This window comes from Serratia proteamaculans, assembly GCF_946227095.1.
GTDB classification, from domain to species: Bacteria; Pseudomonadota; Gammaproteobacteria; order Enterobacterales; family Enterobacteriaceae; genus Serratia; species Serratia proteamaculans_E.
This window is the reverse complement of sequence record NZ_CAMISV010000002.1, coordinates 529451-547043: the sequence shown is the minus strand read 5'-3', so window position 1 is coordinate 547043 and position 17593 is coordinate 529451. Positions and strand designations below refer to the sequence as shown.

Here is a 17593-nt window from a genome sequence, read left to right as displayed (position 1 = left end):
CGGCATGCCGGCCCCTGAATGATTGAAAGGATCCTCATGGCGAACTTGCCGGACAAAGAAAAGTTAGTGCGTAATTTCTCCCGTTGCCTGAACTGGGAAGATAAGTACCTGTATGTCATTGAACTGGGTGCCAAACTGCCGGTGCTTGACGATAGCGAACGCCAGGCGGGCAATCTGATTTCCGGCTGTCAAAGCCAGGTGTGGATTGTGATGCAACTGGGAGATCAAGGGCAGGTCGAGTTTCACGGCGACAGCGATGCGGCGATCGTCAAAGGACTGCTGGCTGTGGTGTTTATTCTTTATCACCAAATGACGCCACAGCAGATTATCGAATTGGATGTTCGTCCCTTCTTTGCCGAATTGGCGTTGAGCCAACACCTGACACCTTCGCGTTCGCAAGGGTTAGAGGCGATGATCCGCGCTATCCGCAGTCAGGCTGCCAAGCTCTGACATAGCTCTAAGACTCATTGATACGGTGCTGGTATTTGTTGTGTCAATGAGTCTTTACAAAGCCCAGCAACTCCCGCCATCAGCCCTGCAAATCAGTGACATATCAGCAGCTTACTCCTTGACGTTGCATTGACAAATCGATAAAGCGATTACGTTATAACATGTTGATTTTTAGAGGAGTTATTGCCTTTGGTGTCAGCATTGCTAGTATTAATCAGGTCTTGTCTGATTTACCCGCAGCCAAGTGCCCGTTAGCCTTGTGGCCGAACCGTAATAAGCATAATAGGGATGATAATGAAACGTGCGTTGAGTTTAATGGGCATGCTATTTGCCACCGTACTGACAGGCACTCAAGCTGCCAGTGCGAGCGAATACCCGCTGCCGCCGCCGGACAGCCGTCTGATTGGCGAGAATACCACCTACACCGTTCCGAATGATGGACGTCCGCTGGAGGCCATTGCCGCCGACTATCAAATTGGTCTGTTGGGCATGCTGGAGGCCAATCCTGGCACCGATCCGTTCCTGCCCAAGCCAGGTTCGGTATTAACTATCCCGACCCAAATGCTGCTGCCGGACACCAAGCGTGAAGGTATCGTGGTCAACCTTGCCGAACTGCGCCTGTACTATTACCCGAAAGGTGAGAACAAGGTGATCGTTTATCCTATCGGTATCGGCCAGACTGGGATGCACACTCCGCTGCAGGTCACTTCCGTCAGCCAAAAAATCCCGAATCCGACCTGGACGCCAACGGCCAATATTCGAAAACGCTACCTGGAGAAAGGGGTGAAACTGCCAGGCGTGGTGCCGGCCGGGCCTGAAAACCCAATGGGGTTATTCGCGATGCGTCTGGCCATGGGACACGGTGAATACCTGATCCACGGCACTAACGCCAACTTTGGTATCGGTATGCGCGTCAGCTCTGGCTGTATCCGCCTGCGTCCAACGGATATCGAAGCACTGTTCAACATGGTACCGCCCGGGACTCGCGTGCAGGTGATTAACGATCCGGTGAAAATCTCTGTTGAGCCGGACGGTAAGCGCTACGTAGAGGTGCATCAGCCACTGTCGAGAGTGGAGAGTGACGATCCACAGACCATGCCGATCACGCTGTCGAAAACCGAGAAAACTTTTGTGGGTGATACTCAGACCGATAAGGCGGTGTTCGATAGCGCGGTTGTACGCCGCTCTGGCATGCCGGTGCTGGTTAATCTGGGGCAGAGTCCATCTGAGGTCAGTTTAACGCCTGTAGCCTCGCAGGAAGCGAATAAAGGCCTATTCAAGAGCGCACCTATCAGCTCGGTGAATTAAAAACGGTCGTAATGGGTAATTCTGAGGGGTTCAGCGTGCTGAGCCCTTTTTTTTCGCCTGGTGGCAAGGGGGAGAAGTAGGGGGAATTTGCAGACAAAAAAAACGGCGCACAGTGTGCGCCGTTTTCATTAACCGAAGCAAACTTACTTTTTGTAAGCGTGTGCTTGGTTGTCCAGGCGCTGGTTAGCACGTGCTGCGTCGTCTTTAGCTGCTTGAACGTCAGAACGGATTGCGTTCACGTCGTTGCTCAGCTGGTCAACTTTAGCGTTCAGAGTCTGAACGTCAGAAGACAGTTGATCGATTTTAGCATTGCTTGAACAGCCTGCCAGCATAGTGGAAGCCAGGATTACCGCGCCCAGTACCAGTTTAGTACGATTCATTATAACACCCTCTAGATTGAGTTAATCTCCATGTAGCGTTACAAGTATTACACAAACTTTTTTCGAAAGAGAATAATTTTTTTGGATTGGAGTGCTTTATTTTGATCGTTCGCTCAAACTTGCATCTTCTTTTGAAAAATAGTTAAAAAATGTAGGGAAAACAGCCGGATTCCATGGGACAACTCCGATTTGTAATTAGCTAAATAATGAGCAATCCACGGTTGCGTTTTTGAGAAAACAGTTTACTAGTGCTAAAAAAAACGCCGCTAAGCGGCGTTTTTGTCAAAATAATTATGTCACGTTTTATATTAAAGCACGTGAACCGAGGCAGTATTGGTCGTGCCGCTTGGTACCAGAGCACCAGAAACCATCACCACAACGTCGCCTTTTTGTGCCAAACCGCTGGCCAGTGCCGCTTCTTTTCCAATGCGATAGAAGTCGTCGGTAGAGGCAATTTCCTTGACCATCTGTGGGATCACGCCCTTGGTCAGGATCAGCTGATGTGCGGTAGTTTCGTTGGTGGTCAGCGCCAGGATCACCGCGTTAGGGAAGTATTTACGCACTGATTTGGCTGACTTGCCGCCGCTGGTGGCCACCACGATCAGTGGCGCATCCAGTTTCTCTGCGGTTTCAACCGCACCACGGCATACGGCTTCGGTGATGCGCAGCTTGCGATTGTCATGCAGGCTGTCGATACGGCTTGGCATCACGCGATCGGTGCGCTCACAGATGGTCGCCATGATGGTAACAGCTTCCAGCGGGTATTTGCCCTTGGCGCTCTCGCCAGACAGCATGACGGCGTCGGTACCGTCCAGAATGGCGTTAGCCACGTCGCCGGCTTCTGCACGAGTAGGGCGCGGGTTCTTGATCATGGAATCGAGCATTTGGGTGGCGGTGATCACCACTTTACGTGCACGGTTACATTTTTCGATCATCATCTTCTGAGCGAAGATCACTTCTTCTACCGGGATTTCAACGCCCAGATCGCCACGAGCTACCATGATGCCGTCAGAAGCTTCGAGGATCTCGTCGAAGTTGTTCAGGCCTTCCTGGTTTTCGATTTTGGAGATGATTTGGATCTGTGCGCCGCCATGGGCTTTCAGGTGCTCACGAATTTCCAGCACGTCAGAACGCTTGCGGATGAAGGAAGCGGCAACGAAGTCCACACCCTGTTCGCAGCCGAAAATCAGGTCGCGTTTGTCTTTCTCAGCCAGTGCAGGCAGTTGGATGGAAACACCCGGCAGGTTAACGCCTTTGTTTTCGCCCAGGTCGCCGCTGTTCAGCACCTTACAAATCACTTCGTTTTCGGTGACGTTGGTGACTTCCATGCCGATCAGGCCGTCATCTACCAATACCGTGTTGCCGATTTTCAGGTCAGCGCTAAAGCCGGCGTAGGTTACTGCAACACGTTCATTGTTGCCGATAACGCTCTGATCGGTGGTGAAAGTGAAGGTCTGGCCGGCAACCAGCGCTGCGTCTTTGCCGCCTTCCAGTTTCATGGTGCGGATTTCTGGGCCTTTGGTATCCAGCAGGATACCGGCGTTCTGACCGGTTTTTGCCATCACGGCACGCATGTTCTTGATGCGGTTGCCGTGCTCTTCGTAATCGCCGTGGGAGAAGTTAAGGCGCATTACGTTCATGCCCGCATTCAGCAGGTTGGTCAGCATTTCTTCCGATTCGGTTTTTGGACCGATGGTACAAACAATTTTGGTCTTTTTCATGACGGAGTTTTCTACAAGTTGTGATGGATAATAAAACGAATAAAACCAGCGGTCAGGCCACTGATAAGGGATTTGAGTCGCGCCTGGTGATGCAAAACACAGTTAAGGATAGGTGACCAGAGTCGAAATGGGGCGGAAAAATTCAGCCCGCGCCGGGATGCGGGGATGCTGCGCAACGTGATGAGATGAAAATGTGTTGTTATTGCGTTTTCGCAGATCAAGGGCTGAAACCATTCAACTGAAAGACGTTGCGCATTATAAAGGCTAAGCGGCGGGAAACAAAATAAAAAACCGATGCAAAACCTCGGTTCCGTCAAATCAGCAGCAAATAGGGCGCAAATGCAAACCCGCAGTGGGTGTTTGTTGCGCAAATAACATTTTTAAAAGTGCGTGTATTGCGTGGTCAGTTTGTGGTGACGATTTCCCACAGCGTACCGGCCGTCAGACAGAAACAGCCGCTGGCGGTGTTAGCGGGGATCGCGATGGTTTCACCGGCTACTACCACCTGGCTGTCGTTACCTACGGTGAATTCAAACTCACCGGAGACCACTTGCGTTTGCAGAGCGTAATCGCGTTTTTGCAACTGGCCAAAGGTACCGGCGTCAAACTTCACTTCCGTGGCGCGGGCACCGTTGCTCATGACACCTTGTCGGCGGATGAGGCCGTTGTCGAGTTTCTCAAACGGGGTCTCTGCGGTAAATGTCAGCATGGGATCGGTCCTGATAAGGTATTCGCCTTGATGATACCTGATACGGCTTGCGGTGACAGGAGCAAAGCTACGGGATCGGACTGGCGAGTTAACGGTAGAGAAAGTGTGAGTCGATAGGGTAGAGCTGAGGAAACAATGATTTGGTGCGTCCGAGTGGACTCGAACCACCGACCCCCACCATGTCAAGGTGGTGCTCTAACCAACTGAGCTACGGACGCACTGCACTGCTTTTAGAAATTTGGTGCGTCCGAGTGGACTCGAACCACCGACCCCCACCATGTCAAGGTGGTGCTCTAACCAACTGAGCTACGGACGCACTGTACTGCTGTTAGGAATTTGGTGCGTCCGAGTGGACTCGAACCACCGACCCCCACCATGTCAAGGTGGTGCTCTAACCAACTGAGCTACGGACGCATCTTTTCCTGTCTGTCATGGCTGACAGCGGGGACGAATATTAACGAGCTACCCGCGTGCTGGCAAGGAGAAAAACGTAATTTTATCCGGTATTTCACGCGATTGCTGCGCTTGTGTGCAGTGCGGTGGTTTTTTCTGCAAACAAGGGTGATGAAGTTGTCGACCGGGTTAACTTCCCGGCCGACAGCGACAGTTAGCGGGCAGAACGCTGCAGGATCAACGCCGCCGGCTGTTTTTGCAGCCAACGCATACGCATAGCCATCATGATGGCGGCGAAGGTCAGGCCAATGATAAAGCCAATCCAGAATCCACTTGGCCCCATCGCCGGTACCACGACGTCGGTCAGCGCCAGTAGATAGCCGCTCGGCAGACCCAGGATCCAATAAGCTACAAAGGTGATGAAGAAGATTGAACGGGTATCTTTATAGCCACGCAGAATACCGCTGCCGATCACCTGAATAGAATCGGAGATCTGGTAAATAGCCGCCAACAACATCAGGTGCGATGCCATGGCAACCACCGCCGGGCTGTCGTTATACAGCAGGGCGATCTGTTCACGGAAGGTGGCGGTAAACAGCGCGGTGCAACAGGCCATGGCGATGCCGACGGCAATCGCCGCGTAGGCGGCAATTCGCGCACCTTCGACCGAGCCTTCGCCCAACCGATAGCCGACACGGATAGTCGCGCTGACGCCCAGTGACAATGGCAAGACGAACATCAGTGCACTGAAGTTAAGTGCAATCTGGTGGCCGGCCACGGAAACAATGCCCAGCGGCGAAACCAGCAGGGCGACGACGGCGAACAGCGTGACTTCAAAGAACAGCGCCAGTGCCACCGGCAGGCCAATGCCGAACAGGCGTTTCATTGCCGGCCAGTCGGGGCGTTTGCTGCTGCCTTCATGCGGCAGAATATCGCGCTGTGACGGTGCGCGTTTAACATACCAGCGCATCGCCAGGAACATAAACCAGTAGACGCTGCCGGTTGCCACGCCGCAACCGACGCCGCCCAGTTCCGGCATACCGAACTTGCCGTAGATGAAGATATAGTTAATCGGGATATTCACCAGCAGGCCGAGAAAACCAATCACCATGCCCGGTTTGGTTTTCGACAGTCCTTCACACTGGCCGCGCAACACCTGGAAGAATAAATAGCCCGGAGCGCCCCACATGATGGCATGCAAATATCCCACGGCTTTATCCGCCAGTTGCGGGTCGATATTGTGCATCATGTCGATGACGAACTTGCTGTTATACAGCACGATAATCACCAGCAGTGAGACGATGGCCGCCAGCCAAAAGCCCTGACGAACCTGATGAGCGATACGATCGCGTCGGCCTGCGCCATTAAGCTGAGCTATCACCGGCGTTAACGCCAGCAGCAGGCCGTGGCCGAACAGAATGGCCGGCAGCCAGATTGAGGTACCGACGGCTACTGCCGCCATATCCGTGGCGCTGTAGGCACCGGCCATAATGGTATCTACCACGCCCATTGCGGTTTGTGATATTTGCGCGATGATTACCGGGATAGCGAGGGCCAATAAGCTACGCGCTTCAATTAAGTACTTCTGCACGCATACACCTTTTCTATTTATTTATGATGGAGGGATGGGTCGTCGCGAAAGGACAACAATTAAAAATAGCGGAATTTTGTCAAAAAGATTGTACCCGCTCGGCGTGGTTAAGCAAATGCTGTGATGAAATAGTTATTAAATGCGCAGGCGCAGATTTTTTGTCGCCCCAGGTTTGGTTTTCATCGTCAACTGGGGCAAACTGCCCCAAGCGTTTTAAACATTTTCAGAAAGAAGAGGCTCACATGTTCACCGGTATCGTACAAGGCACCGCGCCGCTGGTCGCCATTGATGAAAAATCCAACTTCCGCACGCACGTCATCGACATGCCCACTGAGTTGCTGCCTGGGCTCGAGCTTGGCGCATCGGTCTCTCATAATGGCTGCTGCCTGACCGTCACTGCGGTTGAAGGCAACCGCGTCAGCTTTGATTTAATCAAAGAAACGCTGCGCCTGACCAACCTCGGTGAGCTGGCGTTGGGGGACGTGGTCAACATCGAAAGAGCGGCCAAATTTAATGATGAAATTGGCGGTCACCTGATGTCCGGCCATATTATCTGCACGGCAGAGGTTGCCAAGATTTATACCTCTGAGAATAACCGTCAGGTGTGGCTGCGCATGCCGGATGCGGAACTGATGAAATACGTTCTGCACAAAGGCTTCATTGGTATCGATGGTATTAGTCTGACCATCGGTGAGGTGGTGAATAACCGTTTTTGCGTGCATTTGATCCCGGAAACGCTGGAGCGCACCACGCTGGGCAAAAAACGCCTGGGTGATAAGGTGAATATTGAGATCGATCCACAAACGCAGGCGGTGGTAGACACCGTTGAGCGGGTGTTGGCGAGCCGTGAAGCGGCAATGGCGGCGGCGAGTGCGCTGGCACAGAAGGTCTGACGAACGACAAACTACAGAGGAGCAATCGCGTGAAGTTTTATGGGAAAACGTTGATGTTAACGGCGCTGTTGGCGCTGAGTGCTTGTAGCAGCTCGCCGGAACAGGGTACTGCCAACCCTGCGGTAGATGCAGAAAATGACACCTGCGGTGCGGCGCAATATCAGAGCTATGTCGGTAAACCGATGTCAGCGCTCGAAGGCGTGCAGATTGAATCGCAAGTGCGCGCGATTCCGTATAACTCTGCGGTCACGATGGACTTCAATCTGCGTCGTCTGAACTTCCTCGGCGATAGCGATGATAAGATCATTCGCGTGTATTGCGGCTAATATACCCGCGTTGATCAATGCATAAAAAGAACCCCGGTTAGTGTAAGCTAGCCGGGGTTCTTTCATTATGCTGAGTGATTATTAACGCGTGACGCGAATACCGCCATCAACGCCTTTCGGGCTGAATACCACCTGCCACAGCTGAATATCACGTGCGCGAAACGCTCCTGCACAGGCATTCAGATAATAGCTGAACATGCGTTCGAAACGATCCGAATAACGTTGGGCAAGTTGTGGCCACGCCTGTTTGAAGCGTTCGTACCAGGCCATCAGGGTGCGATCATAATCGGCGCCAATATTATGCCAATCTTCCATCACAAAACGCCCCTCACTGGCCTGGGCAATATGTGAGATCGACGGCAGGCAGCCATTCGGGAAGATATATTTGTTGATCCACGGGTCAACATTCATATCTGTCCGATTCGAGCCAATGGTGTGCAGCAGGAACAGGCCGTCCGGTTTTAAATTACGCTCCACCACTTTGAAGTAGGTGGGGTAGTTTTTCGGACCAACGTGCTCGAACATGCCGACAGAAACAATACGGTCAAACTGCAGGTCTAAATCGCGGTAGTCTTGCAAGCGGATTTCGACGTCCAGCCCGGCGCAGTTTTCCTGTGCCAGTTTTTGCTGTTCGGCAGAAATGGTCACGCCCACTACCGAAACACCGTAGTTTTTCGCCGCATAGGCGGAAAGCCCGCCCCAGCCACAGCCAATATCCAGCAAGTTCATGCCCGGCTGCAGCTGCAGTTTATCGCAAATCATCCGCAGCTTGGCTTCTTGCGCTTCTTCCAGCGTGGTGGCTTCTTTCCAGTAGGCGCAAGAATATTGCATATAAGGGTCGAGCATCTGCGTAAACAGATCGTTTCCCAGATCGTAATGTTCTTTACCGACTATCCAGGCGCGTTTCTTCGATTGCAAATTGGTGAGTCGCGCGGCGGCAATACGCAGGGTATCTTTCAGATGGCGGGGGAGTTTCTTTTCCAGACCGGCACGGACTACGTGTTGAAAGAATATATCCAGCCGTTCACATTCCCACCAGCCGTCCATATAGCTTTCGCCCAGGCCAAGGGAGCCTTCCTGCAGCACGCGTTTAAAAAAATCGGGATTTTTAACCTGAATATCGAAAGGGCGCGAGCCGTTAACTTCAATACCGGCCATGCTGAGCATTTCATGGGCGATGCGATACCATTGGTTATCCTGAATGCTCAGATCTTCTATACACGATGAACTCATAGCTTCTCCATCACCTTCTTCTGACTTATGACCCGCCAAAAAATAGCTTAGACAAATTCTGCGGGTGCATACGTTTACCTACGGTAAAAAGTCCCGTGGCGTCTGATATCCGACTATGAACAGAGGAAAATTTTAAGAAGATTCCTGCGCAAGAAACGCGGGAAAGACAATCCTTAAAAAAGTGTGACGCCATACGCGTACACAACAGCAATTTGTGATAAAGAAATTATAAAAGTGTTATTTTAAAAGGTCGTTTTGAGTATAGGCTTGCCGAGGCGCTTACTCAACTGTAAATCGCACTCGGCAAAAATATTCTTTAAGTGATTATTAATGCATACAATTATGACGCAGAGTTAGCATGTTCCTGCCCTGCAGCCTGCTGATCATCGATCACTTTTCCCCGTTGCAGCATATAGCCCAATGCGGCCAACACCACTGTAGAAACCATCACCGTTACCGTTGCCAACAGCGGCTGGCCGATAAAGGCCGACACCAGCATACTGGCGACAAAACACAGGCCCAACTGCAGGGTGTTTTGCAAGGCCGCGGCTTTGCCGGTGCCTTCCGGGAACGGGGTTAACGCATTTGCCACTACGATTGGGTAGGTGGCACCGTTGACCAGCGCCATCACGCAGAACGGGATCAGCAGCGTGGTGAGCGTTGGCTCGGTCAGCGTGGCAACCAGATATAACGCCACCATGCTGATGCCATAAGCTACCAGTAGCCACGGCAGTAAGGTGTTGCCATTCATGCGATTTAACGCGGTGCGACAGCCATAACCCCCTAATAAGAATGCCAGGGTCTGCGGCACATAGCTCAGGCCGATATCATTTGGGCTGTAGCCCATATCACCAAGAATAAAGGGTGAACCGGTCAGCCAGGCGAAGAAGCCGGCTGAGCAGGCGGCAAAGATGGTGACGTTGCCGCTGAAGGCTGGGGACTTCAGCAGTTGCAAGAAGGTCAGGGTATTTTTCTTCTCGGCAGAAGGCGCGGCCTTGGCACTTTCTTTCAACAGCAGCGTCGGCAGCAACAAAATCACCGTGATGCCCAGCAGCACGGCGAAGATTGCACGCCAGCCCATGTGGTTCAACAACCAGGCGCCGACCAGGGGGGCCAGTGCCGGCGAAAGTGCGACCAGTGGCATAATGGTGGCGAAGACTCGGTTAGCCTTGCCTTCACGGTAACGGTCAATCACCAGAGCTTGCCAGGTGACGGCGGCAGAACACACGCCAATCGCCTGGATAAAACGCAGTGACCACAGCTGAACGGCATTCTGTACCCACAGCATACCGAGACAGCCCAGGGCAAACAGCGCTAGGCCAATCAGCAACACCGGTTTACGGCCGAGGTGATCGGAAAGCGGCCCCCAGAGCAGCTGAGCAAAGGCAAAGCCGGCCAGGAAGATACTGAGGCTGGCACTGATCGCCCCGGCGGAAATCTGCAGGTCTTGCTGCATCACGCCAAAGGCGGGCAGGTACATGTCGGTGGCCAGATAACCCAGCATACTCAGGCCGGCAAGGTAGAACATAAAACCAAAGGAATTTCGCATGGTATTTCTCGTTAATATTTTAATGTCGCAGGTTTTTAGCGCCGGCAAGTGTATCCGGCTGGATCTCTGCTTGTGAAACGGTAATATTTGCGAGGTGCTGTTAAAAAAATTGAAGGCAAAGTCATGTGGTCTGAATATTCTCTCGATGTAGTAGACGCGGTCGCCCGTACTGGCAGCTTCAGCGCAGCGGCGCAGGAATTGCACCGTGTGCCCTCGGCGGTAAGTTATACCGTGCGACAACTGGAGCAATGGTTGGCGGTACCCCTGTTTGAGCGCCGTCATCGTGACGTGGAGCTGACCCCGGCTGGCGTGTTGTTTGTTCAGGATGCGCGCATTGTCATCAAAAAAATGCTCGACACCCGTAGACAGTGTCAGCAGGTGGCTAACGGCTGGCGTGGGCAATTGAAAATTGCCGTGGATATCATTGTTAAACCTCAGCGCTGCCGCCAACTGGTATTGGATTTTTATCGTCATTTCCCCGACGTTGAACTGATGGTGCAACCGGAAGTGTTTAACGGTGTATGGGATGCGCTGGTGGATGGGCGTGCCGATATGGCGATCGGGGCGACGCGTGCAGTGCCGGTCGGTGGCGGGTATGCTTTTCGCGATATGGGGGACATGCGCTGGTTGTGCGTGGTCAGCCCGCAGCATCCATTAGCGGCGTTGGAAGGCCTGCTGAACGACGATCAGCTTCGGCCTTTCCCATCACTGTGTCTGGAAGATACCTCACGCAACCTGCCCAAGCGGGTCACCTGGACGTTGGACAACCAACGGCGGTTGGTGGCGCCGGACTGGGCTTCGGCGCTGGATTGCTTGTGTGCAGGCCTGTGCGTCGGCATGATGCCTGCGCATCAGGCATTGCCGTTGGTGCAACGTGGGGAACTGGTGGCATTGCAGTTGCAACAGCCGTTTCCGGCCAGCCCCTGTTGTCTGACCTGGCAGCAGAATACGCCATCCCCGGCGATGGCCTGGCTGTTGGACTACCTGGGGGACAGTGAAACGTTGAATCAGGAATGGTTAAGCGAAGTGACGCCGGAAACTGCAGAGGCTTCCGGCGCTAACGACTAGCGGCGGTAATCGATGAACGGGCCGTCAGCGACCGAACGGCGCTCAACCAGCTTGGGATGCACTTCAATTACCTGCGACTCTTCGCGCTTGCTGATGATACGGTCCAGCAACATGGTGAATGCCATCTCGCCCAAACGCTCTTTGGGCTGATGAATGGTGGTCAGTGCCGGGGTGAAATAGCGGGCGTTACGCACGTTATCATAGCCAATCACCGAGATGTCCTGTGGCACGCGCAGCCCAAGTTCATCGGCGGCGCAGATCGCGCCCATCGCCATGATATCGCCACCGCAGAATACCGCGGTCGGGCGATGTTTCTGCGACAATATCTGGTGCATGGCCTTGTAGCCGGATTCTGGCTCAAAGTCACCCTGGACAATCCATTCGTCGCGGACTTCGATATTGGCTTCTTCCATGGCTTTTAAAAAGCCCTGATGGCGGCCGCCACCGGTATTGCGCGCCAACTGACCCGGAATGGCACCGATGTCACGGTGGCCGCGCTCGATCAGATAACGCCCGGCCAGATAGCCACCTTCGAAGGCATTATCGATAATGGTATCGGTAAAATCACCGCGTGCGGTACCCCAGTCCATCACCATCATTGGGATATTGCGATAGTCTTCCAGCATGCCAAGCAATTGGTCCGGGTATTCCGAACACATGACCAGCAGGCCATCGACGCGTTTTTGCGCCAACATCGCCAGATAGGCACGCTGTTTGTCCAGATTGTTGTGCGAGTTACACAGGATCAGCGTATAGCCTTTGCTGTAGCAACTGTTTTCCACCGCCTCGATCACTTCGGCAAAGTAGGGGGCTTCGCTGGAGGTCGCCAGCAAACCAATCGATTTGGTGTGATTGACCTTCAGACTACGCGCCACGGCGCTGGGTGAATAGTGCAGCTCTTTAATCGCGGCAGCCACGGCCGTTTTTGTCTCTTCGGCGACGAAACGAGTCTTATTGATGACGTGCGAAACGGTGGTGGTGGAAACGCCAGCGCGTTTGGCCACATCTTTAATCGTTGCCATGTAAAGAATGACTCCTGAACTCACATGTTGCAGCATGTAAGTGTGATGTTAATCGTTTGCCTGCGTAGATCCTTCTCCAAAGAAGCGAAAACTGAGTTTTTAGTGTGTTGAAGTCGTCAGCGCTTGGTCAGGAGGGGCATTTTGCCGGTACACAGTTGTGAACTGCGAATTTTGTCCCATATTGAACAAAAGTGGAAGAGGTAATCGATATAATAAACCGGGAAATGATAACAAGATTTTATTGGCTAACTGTGTGAAAATGGTTTGACGCATTAATTGTGTGCCTTTTACCCTTGGGAAACCCAATCTGAAAAGGAGTTGTAATGGATACCGATCTGAAAATGTCACTGTTCACTACCGTCTGTGCGCTGGCTGTGATTATTGCTTTCAGCTTCACCGCTGCTTTGAACTGATCCCCTTAAGTAAAACAGGCGCAGCCCGCTGCGCCTGATTGCTCTTTCCCCCAGCTTTACGCCAGGTTTTTCTCCACAAATGCCCAGTTAACCAGCGCCCAGAAGTTTTCCAGGTAGGCCGGCCGCGCATTGCGGTAATCGATATAGTAAGCGTGTTCCCAAACGTCGACGGTCAGCAGCGGTTTATCTTCACCGGTCAACGGCGTAGCCGCGTTCGAAGTGTTAACAATGGCCAGTGAACCATCCGGCTTTTTCACCAGCCAGGTCCAGCCTGCGCCAAAGTTTTTCACTGCGGCATCGCTGAATTGTTCCCTGAAGGCAGCGAAAGAACCAAAAGCCTGGTTGATCGCCGTTGCCAGTTTGCCCTGAGGCTCACCGCCGCCTTGTGGCGACAAACAATGCCAATAGAAGCTGTGGTTCCACACCTGTGCAGCATTGTTGAAGATGCCGCCGTCTGAGGCCTTAATGATTGCTTCCAGCGATAACCCTTCAAACTTGCTGCCTTTCAACAGATTGTTCAGGTTAACCACGTAGGCGTTGTGGTGCTTGCCATAGTGGTATTCCAGGGTTTCTGCGGAAATGTGCGGCTCGAGGGCGTTTTTTTCATAGGGTAATGCGGGCAGTTCAAACGACATTGCTTTCTCCTTTTACAGTGCCAACCTGAATCAGAACAACCAACAATAGATTGACCTGTTTTTATTGTGGGTATTTAGCTTAGCAATTTTCGCGATGAAATGCAGGGGGGAATGGCAAAGGATTGGCTGCAGTAACGGGAGTTTGGGGAAACAATCAGGGGAGAGCGGCTGGTAGTGCCAGCCGCAAAGGAAATTATCGAATGGTTTTCGGTGTCACTACCCGACGTGCGCCAATGTAGTGGTTTTGCCAATAGTCGTTGTCGAGCTGGCTGATGCGGATCTCTTCACCAGTACGCGGTGACTGAATGAATTTACCGTTGCCCAGATAAACCCCAACATGGTCTGCCGCACCGCGGTTGTTAATCCGGAAGAACACCAGGTCGCCGCTTTCCAGTTCATTTTTCTTGATCGGCGCGGCGTCGCGCAGGTGGTACATCTCGTTGGCGGTACGTGGCATTTTGATTTTCACCACGTCTTTGTAGGCGTAATAAATCAGGCCGCTGCAGTCAAAACCGGTTCTTGGCGAGGTGCCGCCCCAGCGATAGGGCTTGCCCATCTGATCCATCAGCTTGGCCATCGCGGTTTGTTTCGCATGCTGGTAGCGTTTCTTGTGCGCCGGGGTCAGTTTCAGTGGCTTCTCGTCACGAACTAATTTGGCGGTGGCCATGCCGGCTTCGCGGTGGCGACCATAGCCTTTTTTGTAACCCTTTTTCGGCGGGGTCACTTTAACTTTGGCGATTTTATGCGTTTGGTTTTTCGATTTGGCGCTAACAATCTTTTTAGCGGTTTTTTCTGTTTTGGCTTTGGAAACCTTGGCGGTTTTCTGTGGGGTGGTGACTTTCACTTTTTTGCTGCTGGCTTTAACCGCTTTCTTTTTCTTGCGGTCATCCGGTCGGGCTTCGTTTACGTGGCTCTTGCGCTGCTCGGCGGCAACACGAGACTGCGGCGCAGCATGCGCCAGATTAAAGAATAGCTGTGTAAACAACAGCACAAAAAGCGTAAGAATTAAACGCATGTCGACGTTACCAACCTTGGCCCCGGAACAGATATCGAAAGAATGACAGTATTCCCGAATTTCGCCATATAAAACAGCGAAGAACTCATAAATGATAATCCATATTGTGAGAAAACGTTAATAGCATTTTTTTTGTTGAATAATCAATCTGTTGGTGTATAAAAAAACAACAATGTCCGTCACCGGAATTATTAAACGTCGCGTTTTGATGAAAAAATATATTAGTGAAATAGCCAGATTAAAAATGTTATTCTGCGCATATGTTTTGACCGGAAAGGCCTTGCCGGCGAGACGCGACTGACAACCAAGGAATGCCCCTGCAAAAGATGGCGTTTTCTTGCGACTGTTCCAGCCGCTACAATAGCCAGTGTGATGCATGTTGTAGCCATGAGATTTGGCTTGAGGAAGCAATATAATGACGACGACGATTGAAAAAATTCAGCACCAGATCACTGAGAACCCAATTCTGCTGTACATGAAAGGTTCACCGAAATTGCCAAACTGCGGTTTCTCAGCGCAAGCCGTGCAGGCACTGTCTGCCTGTGGTGAGCGTTTTGCTTACGTTGATATTCTGCAGAACCCGGACATCCGCTCCGAGTTGCCGAAATACGCTAACTGGCCGACGTTCCCACAGCTGTGGGTAGACGGTGAGCTGGTCGGCGGCTGTGATATCATCATGGAAATGTATCAGCGCGGCGAATTGCAGCAGCTGATCAAAGAAACAGCAGAGAAATACAAACAGCAGGAAGACCAGCAGCCATAATCGGCTCGGTTCTATTGTTGGAAGTCATCGGGCGGTGCCAGCTAATACTGGGCCGCCCGATTTTTTTGTATCTTAGTCGGTATTACTGGCCGCCAATGGCCAGCCACCAAGGCGTTTCCAGCGGTTAACCAGTTCGCAGAACAACTGAGCGGTTTGCTCGGTATCATACAGCGCCGAATGCGCCTGGGCGCTATCGAACGGGATATCGGCGGCAATGCAGGCTTTGGCCAGCACCGTCTGCCCCAACACCAGCCCGCTCAACGCCGCGGTATCAAAGGTGGCGAAGGGGTGGAAAGGGTTGCGTTTCAGGCTGGCGCGCTCTGCGGCAGCCATCAGGAAGCTGTGATCGAAATTGGCGTTATGCGCCACAATGATCCCCCGGTTACAGCCACGATCCTTAATCCCCTTGCGTACCGCTTTAAAAATAGCGTGCAGGGCATCGTGTTCACTGACCGCACCGCGTAGCGGATTACTCGGGTCGATACCATTAAAAGCCAGCGCTTCCGGCTGCAGGTTGGCACCTTCAAAAGGCTCCACGTGAAAGTGCAGGGTTTCGTCCTGTTGTAACCAGCCGTCTTCATCCATTTTTAACGTAACGGCGGCAATTTCCAGCAGCGCGTCAGTTTTGGCATTAAAACCGGCAGTTTCTATATCTATCACTACGGGGTAAAACCCACGAAAACGGCCACTCAGGGCGTTAAGATCACTTTTTTCGGCCATCAGTTTCTTATCTTCATCGAATGCAGCGCGCATTATGGCAAATTTTGCGCCCGGTTGCAGGCGGTTATCACGCGGAAAAAACAGGGGCGCAGCAAGCGCCCCTGATTGGCCTTAGTGACCGAGGCCATGGCCGGCGTGTTTGTTCTCGATCAGTTCGATTTTATAACCGTCCGGATCTTCAACAAAGGCGATAACCGTGGTGCCGCCCTTGACCGGACCGGCTTCGCGGGAGACCTTGCCGCCAGCGTTACGGATGCTGTCACAAGTGGCGGCGACATCGTCAACCCCCAGCGCCAGGTGGCCGAATGCGGTGCCCATTTCGTAACTGTCGGTGCCCCAGTTATAGGTCAGTTCAATCACTGCACCTTCGCTTTCATCGGTATAGCCTACAAACGCCAGCGAGTACTTGTATTCCGGGTTCTCGCTGGTACGCAGCAAGCGCATGCCTAATACCTTGGTATAGAAGTCGATGGAGCGTTGCAGGTCACCGACGCGGATCATGGTATGGAGTAAGCGCATAATTCCTCTGATTGGATGTGCCGTTGCCAATGGCGGATGGATTGAAGCGAAATCCAGTATAGCGTTGCCGCATAAAGGATTTCAATGTATGCCAAGGCAGGGCGCACAATACCATGGTGACGTTGTCACTCAGTGATCCGGTAAGGCAGCCGCAACCGCACACTTTGTCGCCGTGCACAGTATGGAAATAGGTACTATAACCACTGCAAGGAACAGCGCGTCACGATAACGAGGTAGAGCCCGGATTGGACAGGGTTAATTTATCAATTTGGATCGGGTTAATATGACGGTTTATTTTTTCAGTGCGGGAACATCGCGTTTGCCGAAGGAGTCGCTTAATGGATGAAATGCTCATTCTGGTGGATGCCGATGATAATTCCATTGGTTCGCAAACCAAGACGCAGATACACCAGCAGGGGTTGTTGCATCGGGCGTTTTCAATTTTTATCTTTGATAGTCAGGGCCGTCTGCTGTTGCAACAGCGGGCTTTCAGTAAGTATCACTCGGCCGGGCTATGGACCAACAGCTGCTGTGGCCACCCACGCTGGGGGGAGGCAACACTTGCCGCGGCTCAGCGCCGATTGCAGGAAGAGATGGGGTTCAGCAGTGAGTTGCAGCAGGTTTCCAGCTTTACCTATCACGCCGCGGTACCCGGCGATTTAATTGAGCACGAATTCGATCATATCTTCGTCGGTTTATTTGACGGTGAACCACAGGGGGCACCTGAAGAGGCCCACAGCTGGACGTGGATTGATATTCAGCAATTAACGGATGGTATAACGCGCAACCCTGAAAAGTTTACCGTTTGGTTTCGCACAATAATGAATAATCTTGATGCCAATGAGATGGACCGTTGGGCGAGGTTGGCTGCGGGCTAACTGACCG

General features: G+C 52.4%; 19 protein-coding genes and 3 tRNA genes. 8 read left to right on the top strand and 14 right to left on the bottom strand.

Annotated elements, in window-relative coordinates:
* Positions 1–36 precede the first annotated feature (36 nt).
* Together sufE and OC597_RS06205 are read left to right on the top strand one after the other, a co-directional pair.
* A complete protein-coding gene (gene sufE, locus OC597_RS06210) occupies positions 37–450 on the top strand; it encodes a cysteine desulfuration protein SufE (RefSeq protein WP_261255321.1) in 414 nt (137 codons plus the stop codon).
* A 294-nt stretch (positions 451–744) separates the two neighbouring features.
* Positions 745–1758, top strand: coding sequence for a L,D-transpeptidase family protein (locus OC597_RS06205; protein WP_261255319.1), 1014 nt, complete (start codon positions 745–747; stop codon positions 1756–1758).
* 143 nt (positions 1759–1901) lie between these two features.
* Here OC597_RS06205 and OC597_RS06200 read toward each other — a convergent pair whose 3' ends face one another.
* The 7 genes from OC597_RS06200 to OC597_RS06170 form a co-directional block, all read right to left on the bottom strand.
* A complete protein-coding gene (locus OC597_RS06200) occupies positions 1902–2138 on the bottom strand; it encodes a major outer membrane lipoprotein (protein ID WP_005165631.1) in 237 nt (78 codons plus the stop codon).
* A 308-nt stretch (positions 2139–2446) separates the two neighbouring features.
* Positions 2447–3859 carry a pyruvate kinase PykF gene (gene pykF / locus OC597_RS06195; RefSeq protein ID WP_261255317.1) on the bottom strand — a complete coding sequence of 471 codons (1413 nt, stop codon included), beginning with the start codon at positions 3857–3859 and terminating at the stop codon, positions 2447–2449.
* Between the two features lie 403 nt (positions 3860–4262).
* Positions 4263–4568: a cupin domain-containing protein gene (locus tag OC597_RS06190; RefSeq protein WP_099065638.1), complete on the bottom strand. Its 306-nt coding sequence runs from the start codon at positions 4566–4568 to the stop codon at positions 4263–4265.
* 141 nt (positions 4569–4709) lie between these two features.
* A tRNA-Val gene (locus OC597_RS06185) sits at positions 4710–4786 on the bottom strand.
* 21 nt (positions 4787–4807) lie between these two features.
* Positions 4808–4884, bottom strand: a tRNA-Val gene (locus OC597_RS06180).
* Positions 4885–4905: 21 nt separating this feature from the next.
* A tRNA-Val gene (locus tag OC597_RS06175) sits at positions 4906–4982 on the bottom strand.
* A gap of 193 nt (positions 4983–5175) precedes the next feature.
* On the bottom strand, positions 5176–6552 hold the full coding sequence (locus OC597_RS06170) for an MATE family efflux transporter (protein WP_261462472.1): 1377 nt from the start codon (positions 6550–6552) through the stop codon (positions 5176–5178).
* 242 nt (positions 6553–6794) lie between these two features.
* Between OC597_RS06170 and OC597_RS06165 the strand changes: the two genes are divergently transcribed.
* Both OC597_RS06165 and OC597_RS06160 read left to right on the top strand, forming a co-directional pair.
* Entirely contained in the window at positions 6795–7445 is a 651-nt protein-coding gene (locus OC597_RS06165; protein WP_261255313.1) for a riboflavin synthase subunit alpha, read from the top strand.
* A gap of 29 nt (positions 7446–7474) precedes the next feature.
* Positions 7475–7771, top strand: coding sequence for an I78 family peptidase inhibitor (locus tag OC597_RS06160; RefSeq protein ID WP_170925020.1), 297 nt, complete (start codon positions 7475–7477; stop codon positions 7769–7771).
* Between the two features lie 81 nt (positions 7772–7852).
* Here OC597_RS06160 and cfa read toward each other — a convergent pair whose 3' ends face one another.
* Entirely contained in the window at positions 7853–9004 is a 1152-nt protein-coding gene (gene cfa, locus OC597_RS06155; RefSeq protein WP_207977095.1) for a cyclopropane fatty acyl phospholipid synthase, read from the bottom strand.
* Positions 9005–9344: 340 nt separating this feature from the next.
* Positions 9345–10553: a purine nucleoside transporter PunC gene (punC, locus tag OC597_RS06150; RefSeq protein ID WP_261284443.1), complete on the bottom strand. Its 1209-nt coding sequence runs from the start codon at positions 10551–10553 to the stop codon at positions 9345–9347.
* Between the two features lie 123 nt (positions 10554–10676).
* On the opposite strand from punC, the gene punR reads away from it, so the two are divergent.
* Positions 10677–11621 (top strand): DNA-binding transcriptional activator PunR, encoded by a 945-nt coding sequence (gene punR, locus OC597_RS06145; protein WP_261255307.1) that lies wholly within the window; start codon positions 10677–10679, stop codon positions 11619–11621.
* On the opposite strand, the gene purR is transcribed toward punR, so the two are convergent.
* Positions 11618–12643, bottom strand: coding sequence for an HTH-type transcriptional repressor PurR (gene purR, locus OC597_RS06140; protein ID WP_099065644.1), 1026 nt, complete (start codon positions 12641–12643; stop codon positions 11618–11620). The genes punR and purR overlap by 4 nt on opposite strands.
* Positions 12644–12966: 323 nt before the next feature.
* Between purR and cydH the strand changes: the two genes are divergently transcribed.
* Positions 12967–13056 (top strand): cytochrome bd-I oxidase subunit CydH, encoded by a 90-nt coding sequence (cydH, locus tag OC597_RS06135; protein WP_004943739.1) that lies wholly within the window; start codon positions 12967–12969, stop codon positions 13054–13056.
* A 56-nt stretch (positions 13057–13112) separates the two neighbouring features.
* On the opposite strand, the gene sodB is transcribed toward cydH, so the two are convergent.
* Positions 13113–13691, bottom strand: a complete 579-nt coding sequence (gene sodB, locus OC597_RS06130; RefSeq protein ID WP_085116580.1) for a superoxide dismutase [Fe] — start codon at positions 13689–13691, stop codon at positions 13113–13115.
* A 193-nt stretch (positions 13692–13884) separates the two neighbouring features.
* Positions 13885–14706: a C40 family peptidase gene (locus OC597_RS06125; RefSeq protein ID WP_261255301.1), complete on the bottom strand. Its 822-nt coding sequence runs from the start codon at positions 14704–14706 to the stop codon at positions 13885–13887.
* Positions 14707–15121: 415 nt separating this feature from the next.
* On the opposite strand from OC597_RS06125, the gene OC597_RS06120 reads away from it, so the two are divergent.
* On the top strand, positions 15122–15469 hold the full coding sequence (locus tag OC597_RS06120; RefSeq protein WP_012144929.1) for a Grx4 family monothiol glutaredoxin: 348 nt from the start codon (positions 15122–15124) through the stop codon (positions 15467–15469).
* A 72-nt stretch (positions 15470–15541) separates the two neighbouring features.
* Here the strand turns inward: OC597_RS06120 and rnt are convergent, their stop codons facing one another.
* Together rnt and gloA are read right to left on the bottom strand one after the other, a co-directional pair.
* Positions 15542–16222 (bottom strand): ribonuclease T, encoded by a 681-nt coding sequence (gene rnt, locus OC597_RS06115; protein WP_261255298.1) that lies wholly within the window; start codon positions 16220–16222, stop codon positions 15542–15544.
* Positions 16223–16300: 78 nt separating this feature from the next.
* The gene (gene gloA, locus OC597_RS06110; protein WP_099065734.1) at positions 16301–16708 is read right to left on the bottom strand and encodes a lactoylglutathione lyase; all 408 of its coding nucleotides are present in this window, start codon (positions 16706–16708) and stop codon (positions 16301–16303) included.
* Between the two features lie 338 nt (positions 16709–17046).
* Between gloA and idi the strand changes: the two genes are divergently transcribed.
* On the top strand, positions 17047–17586 hold the full coding sequence (gene idi / locus OC597_RS06105) for an isopentenyl-diphosphate Delta-isomerase (protein ID WP_262208029.1): 540 nt from the start codon (positions 17047–17049) through the stop codon (positions 17584–17586).
* Positions 17587–17593: the final 7 nt, after the last annotated feature.